At 39.3% G+C, this 22154-nt stretch carries 22 protein-coding genes and 1 pseudogene; 6 read left to right on the forward strand and 17 right to left on the reverse strand.

Annotated elements, in window-relative coordinates:
* Positions 1-104: 104 nt before the first annotated feature.
* From accA to dnaE, 4 genes are all read right to left on the reverse strand, one after another.
* Positions 105-1070: an acetyl-CoA carboxylase carboxyl transferase subunit alpha gene (gene accA / locus MUN87_RS05120; RefSeq protein ID WP_244746593.1), complete on the reverse strand. Its 966-nt coding sequence runs from the start codon at positions 1068-1070 to the stop codon at positions 105-107.
* Positions 1048-1926 carry an acetyl-CoA carboxylase, carboxyltransferase subunit beta gene (accD, locus tag MUN87_RS05125; protein WP_244746594.1) on the reverse strand — a complete coding sequence of 293 codons (879 nt, stop codon included), beginning with the start codon at positions 1924-1926 and terminating at the stop codon, positions 1048-1050. Before accD ends, accA begins: the two co-directional genes overlap by 23 nt.
* Positions 1927-1984: 58 nt before the next feature.
* Entirely contained in the window at positions 1985-2548 is a 564-nt protein-coding gene (locus MUN87_RS05130; RefSeq protein WP_244746595.1) for a FadR/GntR family transcriptional regulator, read from the reverse strand.
* A gap of 88 nt (positions 2549-2636) precedes the next feature.
* Positions 2637-5924, reverse strand: coding sequence for a DNA polymerase III subunit alpha (dnaE, locus tag MUN87_RS05135; protein WP_244746596.1), 3288 nt, complete (start codon positions 5922-5924; stop codon positions 2637-2639).
* 143 nt (positions 5925-6067) lie between these two features.
* Between dnaE and ytrH the strand changes: the two genes are divergently transcribed.
* Both ytrH and ytrI read left to right on the forward strand, forming a co-directional pair.
* Positions 6068-6400: a sporulation membrane protein YtrH gene (ytrH, locus tag MUN87_RS05140; RefSeq protein WP_244746597.1), complete on the forward strand. Its 333-nt coding sequence runs from the start codon at positions 6068-6070 to the stop codon at positions 6398-6400.
* Positions 6400-6909 carry a sporulation membrane protein YtrI gene (gene ytrI / locus MUN87_RS05145; RefSeq protein ID WP_244746598.1) on the forward strand — a complete coding sequence of 170 codons (510 nt, stop codon included), beginning with the start codon at positions 6400-6402 and terminating at the stop codon, positions 6907-6909. Before ytrH ends, ytrI begins: the two co-directional genes overlap by 1 nt.
* 57 nt (positions 6910-6966) lie before the next feature.
* Here ytrI and MUN87_RS05150 read toward each other — a convergent pair.
* Positions 6967-7904: pseudogene (locus tag MUN87_RS05150) on the reverse strand (DHH family phosphoesterase).
* A 160-nt stretch (positions 7905-8064) separates the two neighbouring features.
* On the opposite strand from MUN87_RS05150, the gene MUN87_RS05155 reads away from it, so the two are divergent.
* Positions 8065-8361, forward strand: a complete 297-nt coding sequence (locus MUN87_RS05155; RefSeq protein ID WP_244746599.1) for a YtpI family protein — start codon at positions 8065-8067, stop codon at positions 8359-8361.
* 70 nt (positions 8362-8431) lie between these two features.
* Here the strand turns inward: MUN87_RS05155 and MUN87_RS05160 are convergent, their stop codons facing one another.
* From MUN87_RS05160 to MUN87_RS05195, 8 genes are all read right to left on the reverse strand, one after another.
* Positions 8432-9745, reverse strand: coding sequence for a DRTGG domain-containing protein (locus MUN87_RS05160; RefSeq protein WP_244746600.1), 1314 nt, complete (start codon positions 9743-9745; stop codon positions 8432-8434).
* 1052 nt (positions 9746-10797) lie between these two features.
* On the reverse strand, positions 10798-11478 hold the full coding sequence (locus MUN87_RS05165) for a metal-dependent hydrolase (RefSeq protein WP_244746601.1): 681 nt from the start codon (positions 11476-11478) through the stop codon (positions 10798-10800).
* Positions 11479-11546: 68 nt separating this feature from the next.
* On the reverse strand, positions 11547-13085 hold the full coding sequence (locus tag MUN87_RS05170; protein ID WP_244746602.1) for a polyamine aminopropyltransferase: 1539 nt from the start codon (positions 13083-13085) through the stop codon (positions 11547-11549).
* A 118-nt stretch (positions 13086-13203) separates the two neighbouring features.
* Positions 13204-13599 (reverse strand): DUF350 domain-containing protein, encoded by a 396-nt coding sequence (locus MUN87_RS05175; protein ID WP_244746603.1) that lies wholly within the window; start codon positions 13597-13599, stop codon positions 13204-13206.
* Between the two features lie 22 nt (positions 13600-13621).
* Positions 13622-14287, reverse strand: a complete 666-nt coding sequence (locus MUN87_RS05180; RefSeq protein ID WP_244747888.1) for a DUF4247 domain-containing protein — start codon at positions 14285-14287, stop codon at positions 13622-13624.
* A gap of 164 nt (positions 14288-14451) precedes the next feature.
* Positions 14452-15120, reverse strand: a complete 669-nt coding sequence (locus MUN87_RS05185) for a PspA/IM30 family protein (protein WP_244746604.1) — start codon at positions 15118-15120, stop codon at positions 14452-14454.
* Positions 15121-15139: 19 nt separating this feature from the next.
* Entirely contained in the window at positions 15140-15649 is a 510-nt protein-coding gene (locus MUN87_RS05190) for a DUF4178 domain-containing protein (protein ID WP_244746605.1), read from the reverse strand.
* An 86-nt stretch (positions 15650-15735) separates the two neighbouring features.
* Complete coding sequence (locus MUN87_RS05195) at positions 15736-16488, reverse strand: SDR family oxidoreductase (RefSeq protein ID WP_244746606.1); 753 nt, start codon at positions 16486-16488, stop codon at positions 15736-15738.
* A gap of 205 nt (positions 16489-16693) precedes the next feature.
* On the opposite strand from MUN87_RS05195, the gene MUN87_RS05200 reads away from it, so the two are divergent.
* Positions 16694-17137, forward strand: coding sequence for a universal stress protein (locus tag MUN87_RS05200; RefSeq protein WP_244746607.1), 444 nt, complete (start codon positions 16694-16696; stop codon positions 17135-17137).
* A 254-nt stretch (positions 17138-17391) separates the two neighbouring features.
* The gene (locus tag MUN87_RS05205) at positions 17392-17706 is read left to right on the forward strand and encodes a hypothetical protein (RefSeq protein ID WP_244746608.1); all 315 of its coding nucleotides are present in this window, start codon (positions 17392-17394) and stop codon (positions 17704-17706) included.
* Positions 17707-17772: 66 nt separating this feature from the next.
* On the opposite strand, the gene MUN87_RS05210 is transcribed toward MUN87_RS05205, so the two are convergent.
* From MUN87_RS05210 to MUN87_RS05225, 4 genes are all read right to left on the reverse strand, one after another.
* Positions 17773-18960, reverse strand: a complete 1188-nt coding sequence (locus MUN87_RS05210) for an acetate kinase (protein ID WP_244746609.1) — start codon at positions 18958-18960, stop codon at positions 17773-17775.
* A gap of 153 nt (positions 18961-19113) precedes the next feature.
* A complete protein-coding gene (locus MUN87_RS05215; protein ID WP_244746610.1) occupies positions 19114-20097 on the reverse strand; it encodes a class I SAM-dependent methyltransferase in 984 nt (327 codons plus the stop codon).
* Positions 20098-20181: 84 nt separating this feature from the next.
* On the reverse strand, positions 20182-20619 hold the full coding sequence (gene ytfJ / locus MUN87_RS05220; protein ID WP_244746611.1) for a GerW family sporulation protein: 438 nt from the start codon (positions 20617-20619) through the stop codon (positions 20182-20184).
* On the reverse strand, positions 20619-21143 hold the full coding sequence (locus MUN87_RS05225) for a hypothetical protein (protein ID WP_244746612.1): 525 nt from the start codon (positions 21141-21143) through the stop codon (positions 20619-20621). The genes ytfJ and MUN87_RS05225 overlap by 1 nt, the downstream gene beginning before the upstream one ends.
* A 149-nt stretch (positions 21144-21292) precedes the next feature.
* Between MUN87_RS05225 and MUN87_RS05230 the strand changes: the two genes are divergently transcribed.
* On the forward strand, positions 21293-22096 hold the full coding sequence (locus tag MUN87_RS05230) for an NAD kinase (RefSeq protein WP_244747890.1): 804 nt from the start codon (positions 21293-21295) through the stop codon (positions 22094-22096).
* Positions 22097-22154: the final 58 nt, after the last annotated feature.

The following is a 22154-nucleotide window of genomic DNA, read 5'->3' on the forward strand; positions in this document are numbered from 1 at the left end:
TGCCTCAAAGGCCATTCAGTAACAAGAATGAGATTATATTAGCCACACCCTTCTTACTTACAGAAAATAACAACCCCCTCTTCTGACGAATGAGGGGATTGCTGTTATACTTCTAGTAAAGATCGGACTTTTCCGATTTTATTATATTTTTCCCAGCGCTTATCTAGTAAAGTTGTTTCATTTTCTGCTTCTAATTCCTGAAGAGAGTCATCAATGACTTTGCTGATGGATAATGCTTGTGTTACAACATCACGGTGTGCACCACCTAATGGTTCTTTAATAACATCATCTACTACTCCTAATTCTTTCAAATCTTTCGCAGTAATCTTCATTGTTTTCGCAGCTCGTTCAGCTTGTCCGGAATCTTTCCATAACAATGCAGCAGCTCCTTCGGGTGAGATTACCGAATACGTCGAATTCTCAAGCATATGAATGCGATCAGCAACACCTATGCCTAATGCACCACCGCTTCCCCCTTCTCCGATAACAACAGAGATAACAGGAACAGTCAGTCCGGCCATTTCCATCAGGTTTCGAGCGATTGCTTCACTCTGACCACGCTCTTCTGCTGCTTTACCTGGATAGGCGCCTTTGGTATCGATAAACGTAATGATTGGCCGATTAAATTTCTCCGCTTGCTTCATATGGCGTAACGCTTTACGATAGCCTTCCGGGTGAGGCATACCAAAATTGTGCTTTAAATTTTCTTTGGTGGTTTTACCACGCTGATGTCCAATTACAGTAACCGGTTTGTCTTTGAATTTGGCAATACCGGCAATCAATGCTTCGTCATCCCCATAAAAACGGTCGCCATGAAATTCGATAAAATTAGTAAATAATTGCTCAATATAATCTAATGACGTTGGACGTTCAGAATGGCGGGCGATCTGAACACGATCCCACGGCTTTAACTTTCCATAAATATCATTTTCTAATCGTGCCAATCGTTTTTCCATTTTGGCAATCTCATCTGACAGGTCAATATCACTGTCTTTAGTCATAGCTTTTAGTTCTTCAATTTTCTCTCGCAATTCCACTACAGGTTTCTCAAACTCTAGCACTTGCTTCATCTGCTCCGCCTCCTATAGTATGGATCTCCAGGATCGTTCCTAATGTATCTCGCATCTCTTGTCGAGGTATTACCTTATCGATCTGACCATGCTTTAATTGAAATTCTGCCGTTTGAAAGTCTTTCGGTAATTTCTCCCGAATTGTCTGTTCAATGATACGTCTACCGGCAAAACCAATCAGAGCTCCTGGTTCTGCAAAATTATAGTCACCAATAGATGCGAAGCTAGCAGATACTCCTCCGGTTGTAGGATTGGTCATTACAGAAATAAACAAGCCTTGTTCTCGATGCAATCGTTCAATAGCGATCGATGTCTTCGCCATTTGCATTAAGCTTAGAATACCTTCCTGCATGCGAGCACCGCCTGATGCGGTGAAAATAATAATAGGCATGCGTTCTTTACGAGCACCTTCAATCGCTCGAGCAATTTTTTCGCCAACTACTGACCCCATGCTTCCCATTCGGAAACGTGCATCCATCACTGCTATAGCTGTCCGGCTGTCATGGATTTTCCCTTCACCCGTAACAACAGCCTCATTTAAGCCCGTCTTCTCACGGTCCTTGGCAATTTTCTCCTCATACTCAGGGAATTGAAGCGGATTATCAGACAAAAGATCCTGATCCCACTCTTTAAACGTCCCTTCATCAAACAGACTATTAATACGGTCATAAGCCGATATAAGATGATGATGTCCACATTCCGGACAAACATTTAGGTTTTTGTGTAAATCTTTTTGATAAAAGATTTTTTTACAGCTATCACATTTTTGCATTAAACCTTGTGGTATATCCTTTTTTGCATTTTCTCCTGGAATAGGAGTGTATTTTTTCTTTTTTCCAAATAAATCTTTCAACAATGAAGATTCCTCCTTCTCCATTCCACTATCAATATATTCATTTCATAATTTTGTTATTCTACCTGTTATCCTGTATATGTTTCATAATACTTTTATAATATGGACCCAACTGAACACCTGATTTGTTGTCCAATGAAAAATCTTCCATCAATCTCCATATCTTTAACAAAAGCTGATTACCATATGCCTCAAAAAAGACAGAAAAAAAACGATGATGCTTCTCTTCATCTGTTAACGCCTGATCATTAATAATTTCAGTTAATTGTTCAATCTGCTGATCTGTTGCCGTCATCGATGAAATAACATGATCTTCTAAAACTTGCTTCGCTTCCGCCAATTCCGATTGGGTCTTTGAATCCTGCAGTACGAAAGAAGCTAACAATCCAACCGCCTGATAGGTCTGATAATTCCGGAGATAGGTTCCTTCTCCTTGCCTCGTATCAATGATGCCTAACAATTCGATAGCACGTAATGCTTCGCGAACGGACGACCTTGCTGCATTTAGCTGAACAGAGAGCTGTCGTTCAGAAGGTAATTTATCTCCTGGCAGATAACCATCTTCCTTAATAAGACGTTGAATTTCAGTTAAAACTTGCTGGTACACCTTTGTTCGTTCTGACATTCCTTTCCCCCTGTAGCCGTCTTTACTGGTCAGACCAATTAACTATTACATTATATCAGAACCAAATATGATGTAAAGAGGCACCCTTCTATGAAGAATGCCTGATGACGACATTGCCATCTCCGAAGTATTGCTTCAACTCTTTGATCACATTCCAATTATTATCCATGTTATAATCCGCAGACATCTTAAACAGTTTGTTAGCATCTCCTTGATAGAGATAGACAGTGGAAGCACCTGGATACTTGGTTGCGAACTCACCGAGCTTTGTCATCGCCTCTTTTTGTTCTCGTTCTACCTTAATATATATTTTATCACTAGTAAATTGTTTCTCATCAAGTTGGTAAGGTTGTATGACATCCACAAGCAATTGTTTCTTCTGGTTACGCTCTTCTAAACGCCCTTCGACAAATACAAAGCTGTCTTCTTCAAGCCAATGGTTGACTTGACGAAAAACAGCGGGAAACAGAACCGCATCTAACTCTGCTGATTCATCCGCGAGCATGACAAAGGCCATCGCCTCCCCTTTTTTAGTACGAATTACCTTGAGCGATTGTACCACTGCTGCCATCTTTGTTTTTTTTTGTTTAGCTTGAATCGCCTGCTGAATGGTAATATAACCGATCTGACGTATTTTATCTCGCACTTCAGCTAATGGATGTGTCGAAACAAAGAAGCCAATCACTTCTTTTTCCATCATTAATTGGTGCATAACAGGAAATGGATCTGTTTCGGTGTAAGAGAAATCAAGCGCAAGATCTCCTTCGAATAAATGCATCTGATCATCGAATTCTTTAAAGAGTTCCCCTTGTTCCATCGCTTCATCCAGACTCGCTAACATCGTCGCCCGATTATTATGCAACTCATCAAAAGCTCCCGCGAGAATAAGTGATTCAATAATGGAACGGTTCACTTTTTGAAGCGGTACTCGAAGACAAAAATCAAATAAACTTTTGAAACGCTGGTTTTTTCTGACCTCAAATATCTCTTGGAATGCCTGATAACCGACTCCTTTAATCAAATTCAATCCAATTCTAATTCCTTGTTTCTCTGCCTTAAATTTGCCAATGCTATCATTTATCGAAGGTGGCAGTACTCGTATCTCGCGAGCCTTTGCCTCTCGCAAATAGACTTGAATCTTGTCTTGATTGCCCATTTGCGAGCTTAACATTTCGATAAAAAAGGCAATCGGATAATTAGCTTTTAAATAGGCTAATTGATAGGCAATCACACTATAAGCTACTGCGTGACTTCGGTTAAAACCGTAATTAGAGAACCGTACAATCCAATCAAAGATTTGCTCGGCAATCTGTTTGTCATAACCTTTCTGCAGACAACCATTTATGAACTTGGATTGATTGTTAATCAATGCCTCTTTATCTTTCTTACTGACCGCTCTACGTAAAATGTCTGCCTCCCCATATGAAAAACCTGCCATTACATGAACAATTTGCATTATTTGCTCCTGATAGACAAGCACTCCATATGTCTTGGCTAGAATTGGTTTTAAATCCGGATGCGGATAGCGAACTTTTTCCTTTTCATGTTTTCGGGAAACATAAGCAGGAATAAACTCCATTGGTCCCGGCCGATACAGAGCGTTAACCGCCACCACATCTTCAAATTCGGTTGGCTTCAACTCCCGTAGTACTTGTTGCATCCCTTGTGATTCTAATTGAAAAACACCATTCGTATGACCGTTTTGCAATAAGGAAAAAGTAGCCGCGTCATCAAACGGAATGTTATCTAATGAGATTCTTTGCTTATACTGCCTTTCAATTTGCTTTACAATTTTTTCAATCAGGGATAAGTTTCGCAAGCCTAGGAAATCCATTTTTAATAAGCCTATTTTTGCTAAGTCGTTCATGGCATACTGCGTAAGTGGCACTTCATTTTGTGCTGGCATTGCTGCTGCGTAGTCTACCAGTTTATCCTGACTGATGATGACCCCTGCAGCATGCGTTGATACGTGCCTTGGCAAACCTTCTAACCGATTAGCTATTTTAAACAGATTTTTTAAAGAATCTGACTGCTTAATATATTCCGTAAGCTCAGGGGCTGCTTTCAGCATTGCAGCAATCGATTGGCCGCTATCTTTCGGCAGTGATTTTAATATGTAAGCCTGGTCGCTCTCTTCAATCACAAGTGCTTTGAAGAGCTCTCTTAGGAGCGACCGTGCAGCAAAAGTACCGAACGTAACTATTTGTGCAACATAGTCTGCACCATATTTCTCCACTACATAGCGAATCACTTCATCTCTTCTCTCGTCCGAGAAATCAATATCAATATCCGGCATCGTGACACGTTCCGGGTTTAAGAAACGTTCAAACAGCAGCTCATATTTAATCGGATCTACATTCGTTATTCCCAATAAGAAGGCAACCAGCGAGCCAGCTGCAGATCCCCTTCCTGGTCCCACCATTATGTCCTGTTGTTTCGCATACTCGACAAAATCCCATACAATCAAGAAATAATCACTGAATCCCATTGATTGAATAACATCCAGTTCATAATGGAAACGAGCCTTGACTTCATCTGTTACTGTCGGATAGGCAGCCTCCAACTCTTTCTCACACAATTCCTCCAAAAATTGATCTGCATGTTTATTATCCGGAACAGGGTATTTCGGAAGCAATCGCTGATCCAACGGAATTTCCGCGCAGCATTGGTCTGCTACTCGATTGGCATTGCCTATCAGTTCAGGCCATGTTTGAAATAACCATTCTTGTTCCTCATATGTTGGGAGGGAGGAACCTTCCAATTCATCGAGCATATTTTTGTGCCATTTCACACCTTGATCCATCGCTTTCAGGCAAGAATATGCGACGGCGTCTTGTTCAACAAGGTAACGGATATCCTGCAGAGCTATCTTCTCAACGGACAGTTGTTGTAATTGATCACGATTTGGCAACATGCTTTTGGAAATCCCTAAATAGAACCTTACTGGCGAAAGCAATCTGCTTAATACGTCAACTTGAGGCTCTATATCATCTGCAGTCCATTGATCAGCAGGAATCAGTAACATCAGATCCTCCTGGGAATCTTTCATCCGCTCAACGGTTATATCCTCCCCATATTGAATAGCGGTACTTATTTGTAATAATTGCTGATAGCCTTGATAATTCTTCGCTAGGCCAATGACATGCACCGGTTCATTCTCGACCATTAATGCAAAGGTTAAACCGATGATCGGTTTAATTCCTGCTTCTTTACATGCTGTATAAAAACGAATAGCACCATGCATCACTTGATGGTCCGTTATAGCAAGTGACGTATAGCCAAGATGCTTAGCTTGTTCAATCAGGGAATCAATTTGGATGGTACTCTTCATTAACGAGTATCCACTCTTTACTTGAAGAGCTGTTAATTCCGGCATCGATTCACCTCCTTCTACGTGCGAGCAAATGTTTTGTTCTTCTATTATAGCAGACGAAGTAAAACTTGTAAGTTGATAAACATATAGTAGACAAGTTCACATATATTGTAGTATAGATACGCTTGTACGATGGAGGGGTGTGAATGGAAGAGCGATTTATGCAAACGGCGATACACTGCTTTTTTATCGCCTTTGGAGTCATGATAGGTGGATCCATGATAGGAAGTATCGGCGCTTTTCTTACGGGGGATGCACCAATCACACATATGGGACGTATTGCGAAAGGGTTACGTATTTGGGCAATCGTCGCTGCCATTGGTGGTACATTTGATGCAATATACAACTTTGAAAGAGGGTTATATGACGGATCTACAATAGATTTATTCAAACAAATTTTACTGATCATTACTGCAATGGGGGGCGCACATACCGCCTTGCTAATAATAGAGTGGCTGATTCAAGAGGAGATCGAATAATGCATATCCCTCCATACTACAAACGGCCGGGATGGCAACGCTTTTTGGCAGGTATATGCATAGGTACCATTGTTGGTTATTTTGTGTTTATTTATATGTTTGGTGAATTACAGCAGAAATGGATTGAGGAAAAATTGGCCATGCAGAGTGAGCTTCAAGATCTGCAACACAGCTATGACACGTTGTTAAAAAACCACCAGCAGCTTGATCAGGAGACGAAAAACGGCATTCAGATTCAAGAACTAGAAATTGAATTTTTAAATTTAGAGAAAGTGAATATTGATAACGACAGACCGATGGTGCAGCAGCTTGATCAGGTGTTAAGAAACGAGGCATCTAGTGCTATCGGAAAAAGTGTGGATGATTTATCCAATTCGATTGATCTTCTTATTTCATCCATTGAAAATAAAATCATCAACATCGATGATTTTCGCTTCCAGGCTACAGTAAGCCGAGTTATTGTTGGAGAGACATTGCGCTTATCCATTGAATTAGAAAAAGCCAGTTAGCTAATACAAGCGGAAAATACACTTACTGCTTTTGAGCGTACTTTCCGCTATTGTTGTTTACTTACATGCTTCTTCTAAGTCTGCTAACACAAGTTGCATGGTTTCCCACTGATGAATTTTTGCTCCGGAGGCTAACGGGTGCCCTCCCCTTCATATTTCGCAGCAATTTCATTAATGACTGGACCTTTAGAGCGCAAACGAACACGAATTACATCATCTTCTTCTACAAAGATCGCCCACACTTTAATCCCTTCAATATCACCTAACACACTGACAACAGCACTCGTTTCAGAAGGTGTGACGTCGAATGATTGCAGTGTTTCTTTCGTAAGTTTGACGTAACTTACACCAGCATCAGAAATCTCAATATGCTGCAAGATATAACCTTTTAATTTCGCAATTCGTAAATTCGTTTTGTACATTTGCTCATACAGCGCTGTTCGATCGAAATCATAACTGACGAGCTCTGCAGCAATTTGAAATGTCTGTTTCGTTGTGCTAGGGAATAGAAAACGTCCCGTATCTCCGACAATACCGCTATATAAAAGAAACGCAGCTTTATCAGTCATCTTCAATCCTTTATCTTTCTGTTCTTGATAGAATCGGTAAATCAATTCACTGGCAGAACTTGAATTTACGTCGACCCACTGAATATCACCATAGGCATCCACCACAGGATGGTGATCAATTTTCACAATCGCATCTGCTAATTGGTAACGAGAGTCAGAAATACGCTCTTGATTAGCTGTGTCACACACAATAACAAGCGCTCCCTGGTATACTTGATCTTCAATGTGATCCATCGTCGCTAAAAACGTAAGTGAATCCTCTTCCTCCCCTACAATATGTACTTTTTTTTCAGGGAAACTCGCCTTAATGATTTCAGCAAGGCCAGCCTGTGAACCGTAAGCATCAGGGTCTGGCCGGACATGACGGTGAATAATGATGCTATCGTATTGCGTTATTTTTGATAGAATATCTGCGGTTACTGTCATATTATTTTCTCCTTTTTTCTTTGTCTATCATTGTTTCGACTTTCGATTATTAGATTATCAGTTATTGTGTAATTTTACTAGCAATTGTCGATTTGAAGCGATACAATAGATACGAATACAGAGCATTACCGTTTGTTTAAGAAGATGGAGGTTGTAAAGAATGGTTGTATTTCCAATTATTATTATCGTATCATTTTTTATGTATTTTTATTATAAAATAATGATTTTGCGTGATCGTGACCCGCTTCAACAGGAAATCAAGAATGCGAAGGCACGGATTGCACTAGGTGTCTGTATCAGCTTCTTCGGTATTAATCAATATCTTTTTTATCAGACACGATTAGCGCTTTTTATCACGATTGTCTTTCTTTTCTTCGGTGTACTACAAGGCACAGGAGGAGTCAAAAGATGGATCCATTACAAAGGTGAGTTTGAGAAGAGAGCAACTTCCGAATAACTTAATTGTGCAGGTTACATAACCAATAGGCTAATAAAGCAAATTGTCAGCTGACAATTTGCTTTTTTATTTAGCGTTCAATTAATTGTGCCATTAACAAGGCTTTCCCTACAACCTTCTTTTCATGATATACTTCAACGTCAATTTTGACTGACTTCCTTCCGAGATCTATGATCCTTGGCTGGAAGGTAATGGTTGTTTCTAACTGAATTGGTTTGATAAAATAAACAGTTGTATTTTCTACCACTAAATCTCGCTTTTTCTGATGCCTCATCATTCGTCGTGCTGCATCCATAACAAAGGAAACAAAAACACCGTAGGAAAGGGTTCCCAGCTGGTTTGTCATTTGAGGTGTTACTTCAGCATGATATGTAGAAAAGTGTGGGTCGCCTGATGATGGCTCCAAATAATTAGAGAGTATATCATCGATGGTTTCTCCTACTTGAGGCTGTTTCTGAATGTGCTGTAATGCCTTCAACACATCCTGTCGCGAAATTAAACCTTCCAGCTGGTGGTGCTGATCCACTACTGGCATGATTTCAATACCTTCCCACACCATCATGTGTGCCGCATATGCTAATGATGTTTCCTTCATCACTGTTAACGGGTTCTTCGTCATTACTTTATCAATTAACGCATCATCTTTTCTTCCGATAACATCCTTAGAAGTAACTATTCCGACTACTTTATTTCGGTCATCCACAACAGGATATCTACTGTGCGTTGTTCGTTCTTCCCACTCATACCATTTCGTTACCTGATCTTTCACCGACAAATAATATGTATCTTCCAGGCTAGTATAAATATCGCCAACTAGAACAATTTCTTTTTTTATCAATTGATCGTAAATAGCGCGATTTATCATTGCAGCTACTGTGAAAGTATCATAGCTGGTAGAAATAATCGGCAACTGTTTTTCATCCGCCAGCTGTTTCGTTTCCTCATCTGAGTCAAAGCCACCAGTGATTAGTACTGCCGCTCCTTCTTTCAACGCCAATTGATGGGCTTCCGTTCGATTCCCGACAATCAATAGTGAATCTTTTTCCGTATATCTCATCATCGCATCAAGCTTCATGGCACCGATTACGAATTTGTTTAACGTTTTATACAGTCCGTCTCTTCCACCTAACACTTGACCATCGACAATGCTTACAATTTCAGCAAACGTTAGATTTTCAAAATTCTCTTTCTGCTTTCGTTCGATCCGGATCGTACCAACTCGTTCAATGGTACTGACTAACCCTTTATTTTCCGCTTCTTTAATGGCACGATAAGCTGTCCCTTCACTAACGTTTAATTCTTTTGCAATTTGTCTTACAGATATTTTGTTTCCTACTTTTAATGAATCTATAAAAGATAGAATTTGTTCATGTTTTGTAGCCAATCGCAGCTCACCATTCTTTCATCTGTACTAGTAATTTGCTATCTATTTTTATTATACAGTTTATAACCATAATATTCAATTTTTTCTGCAAATATTATGAATACTTATACTTGCAAATATATACAACTACTTCTGTAGCAATTTTCTAGAAGCATCTGTATTAATAAAATATTCGAATAGCAACACGTTGGGACAAACAATAAATGATAGTATACCGCGAAAACGTATGATTATCTAATTCCTATAATATGGATTATGATAACTAACAGCTTAGTGTCTATTTTGAAATGATTCATGTGCTGGAATATCGCTCCGGCCAACCACTTCGCGTCCTGCGGGGCACGGCTGAAGCTAACTTTGTGAAGAAGGGCACTTCACAAAGTTAGCTTCAGCGCCTGCCTGTCCCGCGGGAGTCTGCGTGGTTGGCCTACGCTAGGATGGGGACTCTACAACTTTGGTAAGAGCTAGCATATTGACCTCTGTACTTCCTTAAGCGTAGAAATAGGCGGAAACTCCTCATGTCCTCATGCCTCAGCGAGAGCTGAAGATCCATTTCATTTGTGCCTGCGTCTGCAAGTATCGCTTCGAAGTGAGCTTCCTCGGCACAAGGCAGCAAAGCAGCTTTTCAAGTAGTAGCTAGCTTAAGCTGTTCCCCACAGGACGCGGAGCCTATTTCCGGAGCTTTGCTGAGCAGTTAAACTAAATCAAAATGACTATTCTGCAATACAGCCTTTGTTAACATAATCCATATTATAGGAACTCCGTTTTATGTTCAGTATGGTTACTGCTGTGACTGCACTTTTATTCTTTCTTGATGAACAAAGGCGCAAGCGCCCGTTTAGAGACGTAGCGAGTGGAGCGAATCAACTGAGATAAAGGAATCACGGTGAGCTTGCGAATCGATGATGACTTATCGTAGGGCGATTTCGCGAAGTCGCCTAGTCTCTGGGCGCTAGAGCCAGACGTGGCCGTTTCTGTCAGCGAACATCATATAGCCTAAAATTTATACTTTCTTGACTTATGAAAAAAAGTCAAAGCGTTATGCTTTGACTTTAGAGTTCGATGGCTTCGCCTGGTTGCAGGTGGATGCCGTCTCCTGTTTTTACTTGTTCACAAAATGCTTTTCCGTCCTGTTCGATGAGCGGGAATGTGTTGTAATGCATTGGTACTACTTTTTTGGCTTTAATCCAATCAGCAGCGATCAATGCATCATCTGGTCCCATTGTAAAATTATCACCGATTGGTAAAAAGGCCAGATCGATTTGATTCATCTCACCAATTAATTTCAGATCAGAGAATAGTCCGGTATCCCCTGCGTGGTAGATAGTTTGGCCATCGGCAAATAATAAAATACCAGCTGGCATACCACCGTAAATTAGATTACCTTCTTCATCCTGAAACATAGAACCATGGAATGCAGGAGTCAGCTTCACCTTACCAAAATCAAACGTGTGCGCACCACCAATATGCATCGGATGGGTATTTAATCCTCTGCCACCTAAATATTCTGCTAATTCGTTAGGAGCAACCACGAGACAGTTTGTCCGTTCGGCAATTTGAATGGTATCCCCAACATGATCATTATGGCCATGCGTTAGCAAAATAACATCAGGTTCTTGCACGTTTGGATCTAGATCACTTGTTTCATTTCCAGAGATAAAGGGATCAATTAATATTGTATGTTTTGTAGTTTCTACCTTTACACAAGATTGTCCGTGAAAAGATACTTTCATCAAACGACACTCCTTCTATTAGACATTCTTTTTAAGATATTACCTTTTCAATGCTAGTTTAAACATTCTCAGTAATATTTCCAAGCATTTTCATACAATTCAATTAATACCGGATCAATTAATGTATTAACTTCTAGTTCGTCTTGTTTTGCAAAACTGTCATCCTCATCTTTTCCAAAAACCGTTAAACTCTCTAACATTTGATTACTTAAAAAATCAGTAGGTACATTTAATTGGAGGCCTCCTACATCTATCTCCTCTCTGGATGCTAACACAAATCCCCAATTACCGAAGCTCGGCACATCGACATGGAGATTTTCTGTTGTTAATCCTGTCGAAGCAATTGTGTTGGAAATGGTCCAATATACTTCTCTCGCAAACACTGGACTTGTTGATTGTACCATCATCGCTCCACCAGGCTTCAGGTGGTTTCGAATTAAGGAATAAAATTCTTTCGTATATAATTTATTTAAGCTTTCGTTGTTAGGATCAGGCAAATCAACGATCACGACATCATACCAATCTTCACTCTGTTCAAGATATTCAAATGCATCCTGATTCCGAACGTGAACACGATCATTTTTAAGTGACCCTTCGTTTAACTTTAGCAGATGAGGGTTTTCATTTGCTAATTCAATAACAGCCGGATCCAGATCTACTAACGTAATATCCTTGATATCCTGATACTTTAACAGCTCCCTGGCTGCTAGACCATCTCCGCCCCCTAAAATAAGTACATGCTCGTGGGAATCAGATGCAGCCATCGCAGGATGGACTAGCACTTCATGATAACGGTGCTCATCAATCGAACTTAACTGCAGTCCTCCATCTAAATATAATCGGATATCTTCATTTTGCTTGGTAATAACTATTTTTTGATACTGACTGTCTTCCATGTGAACAATCGGATCTTTATATAGCTTCTGTTCAAAAGTTAAAGCAATTGATTCCCCGACAAACACACCGGCCAGCAACAGCACTCCAATAATAGCACCGATAACGCCATGTACCCATCGATGCTTTATTTCTTTGCGGAATAAATATAACACAACCATCGCCACAACTAAGTTAATCAGCCCTACAATAAATGCTGACTTAACCATTCCGAACTGCGGTCGCAGCAAGAAGACGAATAATAAACCGCCGATCAGCCCTCCAGCATAATCCGAAAATAACACCCTTGCCGTGCTTTTTTGCAAAGTTACACCAATCTCGTTAGCTTTGCGAATCAGTATTGGTAATTCTACACCAGTAAGTGCCCCTATGATTAAAGTGACAACATATAGGAATAGAGCATCTGTCCCTTCTGAGGAGAATGCTGTCACAGCAAACATTAGAAAACTGGAAAATCCACCAATGAGCGCCACTAGAAATTCTATGTAAATAAAAGATAAGATTAACTTCTTCGTCACACGTTCACTGAGACTAGCTCCAATCCCCATTCCGGTTAAAAACAGGGAAATCGTCAATGTATACTGTTTAACCCCATCCCCCAAAATGTAAGATCCCAGCGCGCCGAATAACACTTCGAAGATAATACCACATATTGAAACAATCCCAGATGCCCAGTATATAAAATGACTCTGTTTCTTTTTTATATCATCCATCGTTCATCCACGCTTCCTCATTAGACTTGATATAAAAAGCCTGACCATTAATAATGATCAGGCTTCTCTGATTTTCCCTATCATCGAGATAACACTGTCGTTTTATTGGAAACAGCAATTATGTAATCGACGAACCGATTACAAATGCTAGACCAACTGAAACTGCAAAGGATACAATCCCCACAGCAACATTATTAGCTTTCAGCTGTTCTTCCACAGAAAATTGGCGTGTTAATCCTTCGAAAATTAAATAGGCAATCAATTGCAGAATGACGCCATAAGCACCCCAGATTAATGTCTCGACCACATTAATACTATGGTAAATAGCAAAAGATAAAATGATACAAATTCCAATTATTTTGCCTGCAATGGATAATGCAATAGCTTGATTACCTGATTTGATTTGATCCCAATCTTTATATTTCGTTGTGAGCCATTCAAAAATAATAAGTCCAATAACGACAATAATGATCGCTGCAGCGAAATAAATAAACGTTGAAATAAATGGTCCCATTTTTCACACTCCTTTATTAATTTTACTTACCTGAACTTGGACCGCCACCACGGAACGTTCCCATCCCTCTATTTGTCGATAAATTTCCATTATTGTAGCTTCGTGACGTGGAATAACCACCATAACAATCGTTAGAACTACAGTAGCTCCGCCTGTTCGTAACCCAGTTATTCCCAAACACACTATCTAACATTCGGATCGTGAAATATGTAGTTAGAAAATTAGGTGAATAATTATCACGAACAAATTGTTCACTGGCTACTTCAATAAATGTAGCATCTGGTATTTCTTCACTTTCTTTTAGAATGATAAACTGATCATTCGAATACATCAAAATTTGCTGGCCATCAATAAAGTCACTTTTTTCATCAGGTTGTTCAATCTCGGATAAAATGTCCGCTAACTCTTCGACTTCAAACAATAATGTCCCATAAACATTAGCAGTTGTATCTTCACCTGTAACTGAATCTACAAATGGAAAATGATTCGAAATCAGCGCTTCTAAATTCGCACCACTGTTAGATTGCAATTGATTAAGTACTTCATCTTTCGATTCCTCCACTTTCAAATCGTCTTCAGAAATATCATTAGACTCACTAAATGCAGAAAGGTTTGATAATGAATTTGATCCACAGCCAACTAATAAGCATAGTAAAAACAGTCCGATCGCATAGTTGATTTTTTTCATCACTGCCGCACCACCTCCAATCCCGATATATGATCTATACTTCAACAGTCTATTACAGAGAGAACTGGAATATGAGCACCCATATTCCAGTTCATTCTCTTTTGTTACTTTATCAGAAATCAACCGTTATAAACAGTCAAGTTACTTACCTTTTATCAGAATGCTTACTCTTTGCCCATTTTCTTTTTTAAAGCGGCTAATTCGTCATCCACCTCATTATTGTCTAACGCATCGAATTCGTCATCGAGAGACTTGCTTTTCATCGACATATCATCACTCGTGTCCGCCTCTGCTTCAAATTGCATGACTTTTTCCTCCATGCGCTCAAAGCCTCGTTTAGATTCATCGTTACCGATTGAAGACATGGTACGATTCATTTTCGTACGTGTTTTTGCTGTTTCAGCACGTGCTTTCAAAGAATCCTTCTTGATTTTCATTTGCTGATGTTCTTTCTTCATCTCATCTAATTTATCACGTAATTGATCCGCATCTTGTTTCGAACGTTCCCATGATTCACGTAACATCGTACTTTGTGATTCATGGTCCTTCTTATCCTCTAATGCACGGCGAGCTAAATCTTCGTTTCCAGCTTCGATTGCCTGCTCTGCTTGTTTTTGTCTTTTGTCTACTAATGCTTGAGCGTCATCTGCTTTTCTTTTTAACATTTTTTCGTTAGCAATTTGTTTTGCAACTGCTGATTCTACTTCACGAATATCTGATTCCATTTCGCGCATAAATTGATCAAGCATTTTCACTGGATCTTCTGCCTTATCCAACATTGAATTTAACTCTGATCCTACCACTGTTTTGACACGTTTAAAAAATTGAAACATATAAATCTCCTCCTAATAATTAATGGGAACCTGCAATAATTTTAATTTCATATTCTTCTATTGAGTAACCAATGCTTGCTTCTACATCACTATTCCACGCTTCCAAACTAATAAATGTTTCTTCCTCATCATCACAGTATTCGGCATAACGGATGCGTTGACCGGTTAAGGAATCGCTCCGACCTTCTCCGATAATATTCGCCTCCCCCTTTTCATCTAAGGAGAAACGTTTATCCTGATATACTAGTTTGTCAGGAAAATTGTTCGCTTCAGGCAATTGAATGGCTTCATAAATACCAATCTCTAATGCATCATCCATCTCTGCAGAAAGCCAGATGGTCTTCGCCTCACCCAGAAGCTGATAGCTGTACCATTCATACCGGTTCTGACGGTATGTAATCTTACCAACCACTTCATAATCAGCAAGATCGTACTCAATAATATCGCCTATCTCAATGGATAGCAAATTTCGTTTTCTTACTTCTGGCTTTTTTTCCTCTTTCTTAAACAGCTTCGAGAAGAAACCCATTTGGTGCACCTCTTTTCTTCCATGATGGGTTATTATTCTTATTTACGATCTTTCAACAAAAAAGGTTTCAAGTTTTTTAAAATTTTTTAGCGATGCTGATGAATGACGTCTAATCCGCCATTTACATCGAGGATGGTGCCTGTTACCATGTCCGCATCCTCATCACAAAAAAACATCACAGCACGCGCTATATCTTCCCCTGTACCTGACCTTCCGATCGGTGTATGAGGATCTGCAATTTGTTTGCTTTCTGCAATCGTCGCTTCTTTCATTTCACCCGCTATATCACCAGGACATACCATATTAACCGTAATACCATTCTCAGCTTCTTCATATGCAACGGATTTCGTCAAAGACACCAATCCTACTTTAGCAGCAGAAAATGCTGAACGGTTAATCCATCCTGCAGCGGTATTGGCACTTTGGAAACCGTAATTGATAATTCTGCCAAATCGTTGTTCCCGCATCGATGGTATTGTTAATTTTAATAGATGAAAAACAGCATCTAAATTTCCTCGAATCATCTGGTTCCATTCCGCTTCTGTGTGATCGATTAATTTCTTTCTTTTAAACACAAATGGTCCAGCATTGTTAATTACATAATCTATGGTACCATACCTTTGCACGGCTTGCTTCACTGCAGCAGTTAAATCTTCTTTGTTGCATACATCTGCCTGGATAATTTCAATTGATGCCCCAGGATATAGATCAACCAATTCCTGCGCGCGTTGAAAATCCCGAAAATATGTAATGGATACAGCGTGCCCCTCTTTCAAAAAGGCTTCGGTTACCTGTCGACCTAATCCTTTTGTACCAGCCGTAATAAAGGCGTGCCCCATATTCATCCTCCTTACTTCTTCAAACACATTATAGTTCTATGTTACAACAATGTTTCGTTTTTTTCTATTAATGTGCAGTACCTTCCTTCAAACGTTTGAAAGGGTGTTAGATGTGGAAATATATACATATAATTTATTATCATTACACACATGTAAACGGATACATGATATACTGTATATTAGATATATGAAGGAGTGAAATGACATGGCTTTTGAATATAATCGTGTATTAGTAGCTGTCGATGGCTCTGATGCTTCCGAACTAGCATTTAAGAAAGCGGTAGACATTGTCCTGCGAAATAATGCTCAAATGTTTTTAGCACATGTAATTGACACTAGAACTATTACGACAGTGGCACCGGAAGTATATGATCAATCATTGGCAAACCGATCTGAGAATTATGCCAAAACATTACTTGATGAATATAAAGAAAAAGCAGAAAAGCATGGAGTAAATAGTATTACAACACATGTGGAAATAGGTTCACCGAAAATGAAAATACCGAAAGATCTTGCTAAAACATTTGATGCCGATTTAATTATATGCGGCGCAACAGGGATGAATGCAGTCGAACGTTTTTTAATCGGAAGTGTTTCTGAAAGTATCACCAGATATGCCAAATGTGATGTATTAGTCGTCAGAAGCTAACAAATCCGGGCGATCATGCCCGGATTTTCTTTGTTTCATGACAAAACGACTGAAGGTGACTTAATCCATAGTGAAAGTAGTATTGTTGAGACTCGGCTCAAGGCAGCAAGAATTAGCGCAAGTAGTAACTAACTGAAGCTGCCACCACAGGACGCGGACGAGTATATTTCCGAAGTTTAGTAGTGAATATAACATTTTCTTACATCTGACATTGTGGTAAAATATGTTATGGATATAATGAGGAGGCCTTTAATATGACCGAAGAATTTAAAGAATTTGATGATTTCAGTAGGCATCAGGTGAAACGGCTATATGATGGGACACCGGTAAACTGGGTTGCTACACTTCTGGCTTATGCCGGATGGATTATATTCGCAGCAGGGATCATTTCCGCAATATTTGTCTCGATGAATACGGTCGATCATGCTATACTTGTTTTCATCATGTATGCCTCAGCAGGAACAGTCACTGGATTAGGGCTTGTTGGCATCGGGGAAGTCATCAAACAATTATTTATTATCAATTACAGATTGAAAGAACACGGCTATTCCTTTAATAAAGAACAATGAATAACTAAAAAAACCGACTTCCCTCCATATAGACTAAACTACACAGAAAGAAGCCGTTTTTTGTACTTATTGCGCTAAGCGAACCACGTCACGAGCAATCATTACTTCCTCATTTGTTGGAATGACGATTACCTTTACAGGTGAGTGTGGATAGTTAACGAATTTCTCTTTTCCACGAACGTTATTTAAAGATGGGTCCCAATAAACGCCCATGAATTCTAAGCCTTTTAGTACGCGCTCACGAATGGTTACACTATTTTCACCAACACCTGCTGTGAAAATAATCGCATCGACGCCATGCATTCTGGACGCATAAGAACCGATATACTTATGAATTCTTTCAGCAAATACTTGCAGCGCTAATTCAGCTCTTTCATCTCCATTGTTTGCTTTCTCTTCAATGTCTCGTAAGTCGCTGGAGAAACCAGATAATGCCAGCATACCGCTTTTCTTATTTAACACGTTCATCACTTCTGCTGCAGATTGACCTGTTTTTTCCATAATATATGGAATTAAAGCTGGATCAATGTTTCCGGATCTTGTCCCCATAGTTACACCAGCTAGAGGTGTAAAGCCCATAGACGTATCAATCGATTTACCACCTTCAATAGCTGCAATACTTGCACCATTTCCTAAGTGACAAGATAATAAGCGCAACTGCTCTAGTGGTACACCCATTAAATCTGCGGCACGTTCTGAAACGTATTTGTGTGATGTTCCATGAAATCCATATTTACGGATGCCATATTTTTGATAATACTCATATGGCAGACTATATAAATAAGACTGTTCAGGCATCGTCTGGTGAAATGCCGTATCAAACACTGCCACAGAAGGTACGTTAGGAAGAACCTCACGGAAAGCACGAATACCTGTCAAGTTAGCAGGGTTATGAAGTGGTGCTAAATCCGAAACTTCCTCAATTTCTTCAATCACTTGATCATTGATTGCAACAGAATCGTTGAACTTCTCACCGCCATGTACAACACGGTGACCGATTCCGTCGATTTCATCTAAACTTTTAATAACACCGAAAGATGTTAATTTTTCTAATAATAACTTTACTGCTACCGCATGGTCCGGGATGTCTGATGTTTCTTCATCTTCTTTTTCTCCGAACTCAATAGAAAAAACCGAATCAGCAATACCAATTCGTTCTACTAATCCTTTTGACAATACTGTTTCTTCTGGCATTTCAATCAATTGAAATTTAAGAGAAGAGCTTCCGGCATTAACTGCTAAAATTTTACTCAATATATTCAATCCTTTCATTTCCTTATCCTGCAAGCTATGTACGTATTTATAATAGCTTCTTACATTCCCATACTCATTAAAACACCGTCAGGACAAGTTTGCAACCGGAATGTTAAATGGTAACGTTTGCTTTCAGAATTTTTTATTTTCTGACTATTTCTCCGCTTCCGTCTGGAACCAGCCATCAATTTTACGCAATATATTGTGAGTGGCATTCACATCTTTAAAAGAAGGTAATTGTGCCATTAAAGTCTGTTTTGGTGCCTGCGTATCAGTTCCTTGCTTTTGTAAAACTAAAATGCTTTTTGCATGTTGTTCAGACGAGAACATCGATAATGGTAATTGGAGCATTGCCAAAATGTGTGCCTGTTTACGCAAAAATACTTGCAGTTGCTCGCTTTGTTCACTAGTAAATAAGAAGTTAGGGATAACAAATACTAAATACCCTGCTTCTTTTGTGTAACGTAAGCTTTGTTCGATAAATAGATGGTGAGCATAGGAGTGCCCTTCTTCTGCTTGCAGATCAAAATGAGCCGCTTGCTCATCATTCGGATAATAGCCTACAGGCAAATCCGCCACTACAGCATCAGCAGGATCTAATAATAATGGCATTAGTGCATCTTGATGGAAAAATTCGATCGATAATTGCTGTAAGTTTGCACTTTCTACTGCTAACTGAATTAAAGTAGGGTCAATTTCACTACCATACCCTTCCACTTCTGCACTGACCTGATTGATAACAGCTGTTAGAAGATTTCCTGCACCACTGGCAGGATCAAATAATCGAAACTGCTTTGTATCATTTAATAATTTTTGCAGAAAATAGCCGATAAACATGGCAACAGAATCTGGTGTAACCACATGCTGCTGCTGGGTAGAACCTTTCATTCCTTTAATTAAAGCAAGCTGAATTACTTTTCGTATCGATTCTTTGTCAGGTTTCTCCTGATAAAAAAGCTCCTTCAATTTCACAACACTTTCTTCTGTCTCAGCATCAGGAAACGCTAATGCTTCTTCTGTCTGAATTGCTCGTAATGCAAATACCAGACTATCTAAATACGTTTCTTCTTCTGTTTTTTCTATAGACATTGTTAATTGATCTAAGTATTTAAACGCCTTATCTACTTCAAACGTCACTCTACTTCCCTCCAACTTGTACATAATGAATTCACTGCCTATCTATTATGAAGGCAGTGAATTCATTATGTCTACTGAGAAGCATTAAATGTCATTACTGTCTTTATCTGAACCTTTTTTCTGCTTCAGCATATCCATTACCTGATCAATCAGCTGTGGACATTTCTCTAATACTTTCTCATATGCATTGGAGGATTCATGGACCGGCATCAACTTTACGCCTTCTTTATTAGCGACAACGAAAGCAGTTGGTGTGATCGATACCCCTCCACCACTGCCGCCACCAAATGGGATGATTGATTCTGACTGACTACTTCCTTTTTGTCCGCCAGGTACGAACTCACTTCCTCCAGAGGCAAATCCGAACTTCACTTGAGACAATGGAATGATCACACTTCCATCCGGTACGTCTATCGGTTTGCCGATCGCTGTATCTACTTCGATTAATTGTTTAAGGTTTTCCATTGTTAACGACATGAAACCTTCGAGAGGATGTACGTTTTCGTTATTATTATCTGCCATTAGTTATTTGCTCCTTTCATTAACTTCTTCAACTTGTTTATTTCTCTGATAGTTTTGCTCAATTTCATGGAAATCATGCATTCACCAATCGATTCTAGACTCTCCTGTTCAAAATCAGCTCCCACGCTGAGAAGAAACTTCTTTCTAGGGTACTGAGCAAGCAGCCATTGTTTCAGGGTTTGCAAGACAACATACAAATGTGCGGTAAGCGAAGGGTCAGGTGTCGCTACAACGGTTTCTGTTTCTACCTTCTCAATAGTTGCCATTTTGATGATCTCTTTCCCTAGTAACATCATTTCTTTTGTACTCGTTTCAGAATCCGATGTTTGCTCTTTTTTGTTTCCGGTTAGATCGACTGTTTGCTTGTAGACCACCATACGCAATACCTTCACCTTAATTTCGATCATTTTCCCTTCTTCATCCCATTGCCACGCTAGAAAGACATATAGTTTTATAAATGCAAAAATAAGCAGGCCCAACAGTAAAAGAATAATTAGAAAGGCAATCAGTCCAATGATTATCATAAACTCACCTCATGAACTATTATTTACGAGGAATAACAAGATTAGTCATAATCCAATGGTAAATAGTACAAAATAATAAAGGATATCTATGGGATTGAACAAATGTACATGATAAGATGAAAGTAATTACATAAGGTTTTAGGAGGAGAATAATGGATAAACGACGCAACATCTATTTCTATTACAAACAGAATAAAGCGACCAATAACAAGTTAGAAACATTATTTCAATATGTACAGGAGCAAGGCTTTCATGTAGTAGAAGAATCCAAAGACGCAAACATTATCATAAGTATTGGCGGTGATGGAGAATTTCTTCAGGCAGTTCGCAATACATCTTTTCGTCAGGATTGCTTATACGTTGGGATGACGCAAGCGGATGAGACTGGATTGTATTGTGACTTCAACATCGATGAATACAGTGCAATGATTGAAGCTGTAAAAGAAGAAAATATCGAAGTTCGCAAGTTCCCGATTATTGCTATTAATATTAATGGTCAATCCACTTTCCATTGTCTTAATGAAGCAACGATTCGATCGGCAGTTATCAAAACTATTGTGATGGATGTCTATATTGATGATAATTTCTTTGAACGTTTTCGTGGAGACGGCATGATTGTAGCCACACCAACTGGCAGTACAGGCTACAACAAGTCGACAAGAGGCGCTGTCATTGATCCAAAAATTCCTTGTTTTCAAGTAACAGAGCTCGCCTCTCTAAACAACAACCGCTATCGGACACTCGGCTCTTCCTTCGTACTTAATCAAGACCGCACTCTACGTTTGGAAGTAGTTCAGGACGGTAACGATTATCCAATCGTCGGTTTGGACAATGAGGCTTATTCAATCCGGAATATCAAATCACTGACGATGCAATTGAGTGACAAGCGAATTAAGACTGTCAAATTAAAAAATAACTCCTTTTGGGACCGTGTTCAACGAACGTTTCTATAAGAGAGACTGTTATCAACTTGAGTCATGGTTCAGTTAGAAATACGGGAAGTCCACCATA

It is taken from the genome of Gracilibacillus salinarum, assembly GCF_022919575.1.
Classification (GTDB): domain Bacteria; phylum Bacillota; class Bacilli; order Bacillales; family Amphibacillaceae; genus Gracilibacillus; species Gracilibacillus salinarum.

Bases quoted from the DNA above. Each gene is read 5' to 3' on its own strand.
- accA (WP_244746593.1), bottom strand. From the start codon at position 1,070: ATGAAGCAAGTGCTAGAGTTTGAGAAACCTGTAGTGGAATTGCGAGAG.
- MUN87_RS05130 (WP_244746595.1), bottom strand. From the start codon at position 2,548: ATGTCAGAACGAACAAAGGTGTACCAGCAAGTTTTAACTGAAATTCAA.
- dnaE (WP_244746596.1), bottom strand. From the start codon at position 5,924: ATGCCGGAATTAACAGCTCTTCAAGTAAAGAGTGGATACTCGTTAATG.
- ytrH (WP_244746597.1), top strand. From the start codon at position 6,068: ATGGAAGAGCGATTTATGCAAACGGCGATACACTGCTTTTTTATCGCC.
- ytrI (WP_244746598.1), top strand. From the start codon at position 6,400: ATGCATATCCCTCCATACTACAAACGGCCGGGATGGCAACGCTTTTTG.
- MUN87_RS05155 (WP_244746599.1), top strand. From the start codon at position 8,065: ATGGTTGTATTTCCAATTATTATTATCGTATCATTTTTTATGTATTTT.
- MUN87_RS05165 (WP_244746601.1), bottom strand. From the start codon at position 11,478: ATGAAAGTATCTTTTCACGGACAATCTTGTGTAAAGGTAGAAACTACA.
- MUN87_RS05170 (WP_244746602.1), bottom strand. From the start codon at position 13,085: ATGGATGATATAAAAAAGAAACAGAGTCATTTTATATACTGGGCATCT.
- MUN87_RS05175 (WP_244746603.1), bottom strand. From the start codon at position 13,599: ATGGGACCATTTATTTCAACGTTTATTTATTTCGCTGCAGCGATCATT.
- MUN87_RS05180 (WP_244747888.1), bottom strand. From the start codon at position 14,287: ATGAAAAAAATCAACTATGCGATCGGACTGTTTTTACTATGCTTATTA.
- MUN87_RS05185 (WP_244746604.1), bottom strand. From the start codon at position 15,120: ATGTTTCAATTTTTTAAACGTGTCAAAACAGTGGTAGGATCAGAGTTA.
- MUN87_RS05190 (WP_244746605.1), bottom strand. From the start codon at position 15,649: ATGGGTTTCTTCTCGAAGCTGTTTAAGAAAGAGGAAAAAAAGCCAGAA.
- MUN87_RS05195 (WP_244746606.1), bottom strand. From the start codon at position 16,488: ATGGGGCACGCCTTTATTACGGCTGGTACAAAAGGATTAGGTCGACAG.
- MUN87_RS05200 (WP_244746607.1), top strand. From the start codon at position 16,694: ATGGCTTTTGAATATAATCGTGTATTAGTAGCTGTCGATGGCTCTGAT.
- MUN87_RS05205 (WP_244746608.1), top strand. From the start codon at position 17,392: ATGACCGAAGAATTTAAAGAATTTGATGATTTCAGTAGGCATCAGGTG.
- ytfJ (WP_244746611.1), bottom strand. From the start codon at position 20,619: ATGGCAGATAATAATAACGAAAACGTACATCCTCTCGAAGGTTTCATG.
- MUN87_RS05225 (WP_244746612.1), bottom strand. From the start codon at position 21,143: ATGATAATCATTGGACTGATTGCCTTTCTAATTATTCTTTTACTGTTG.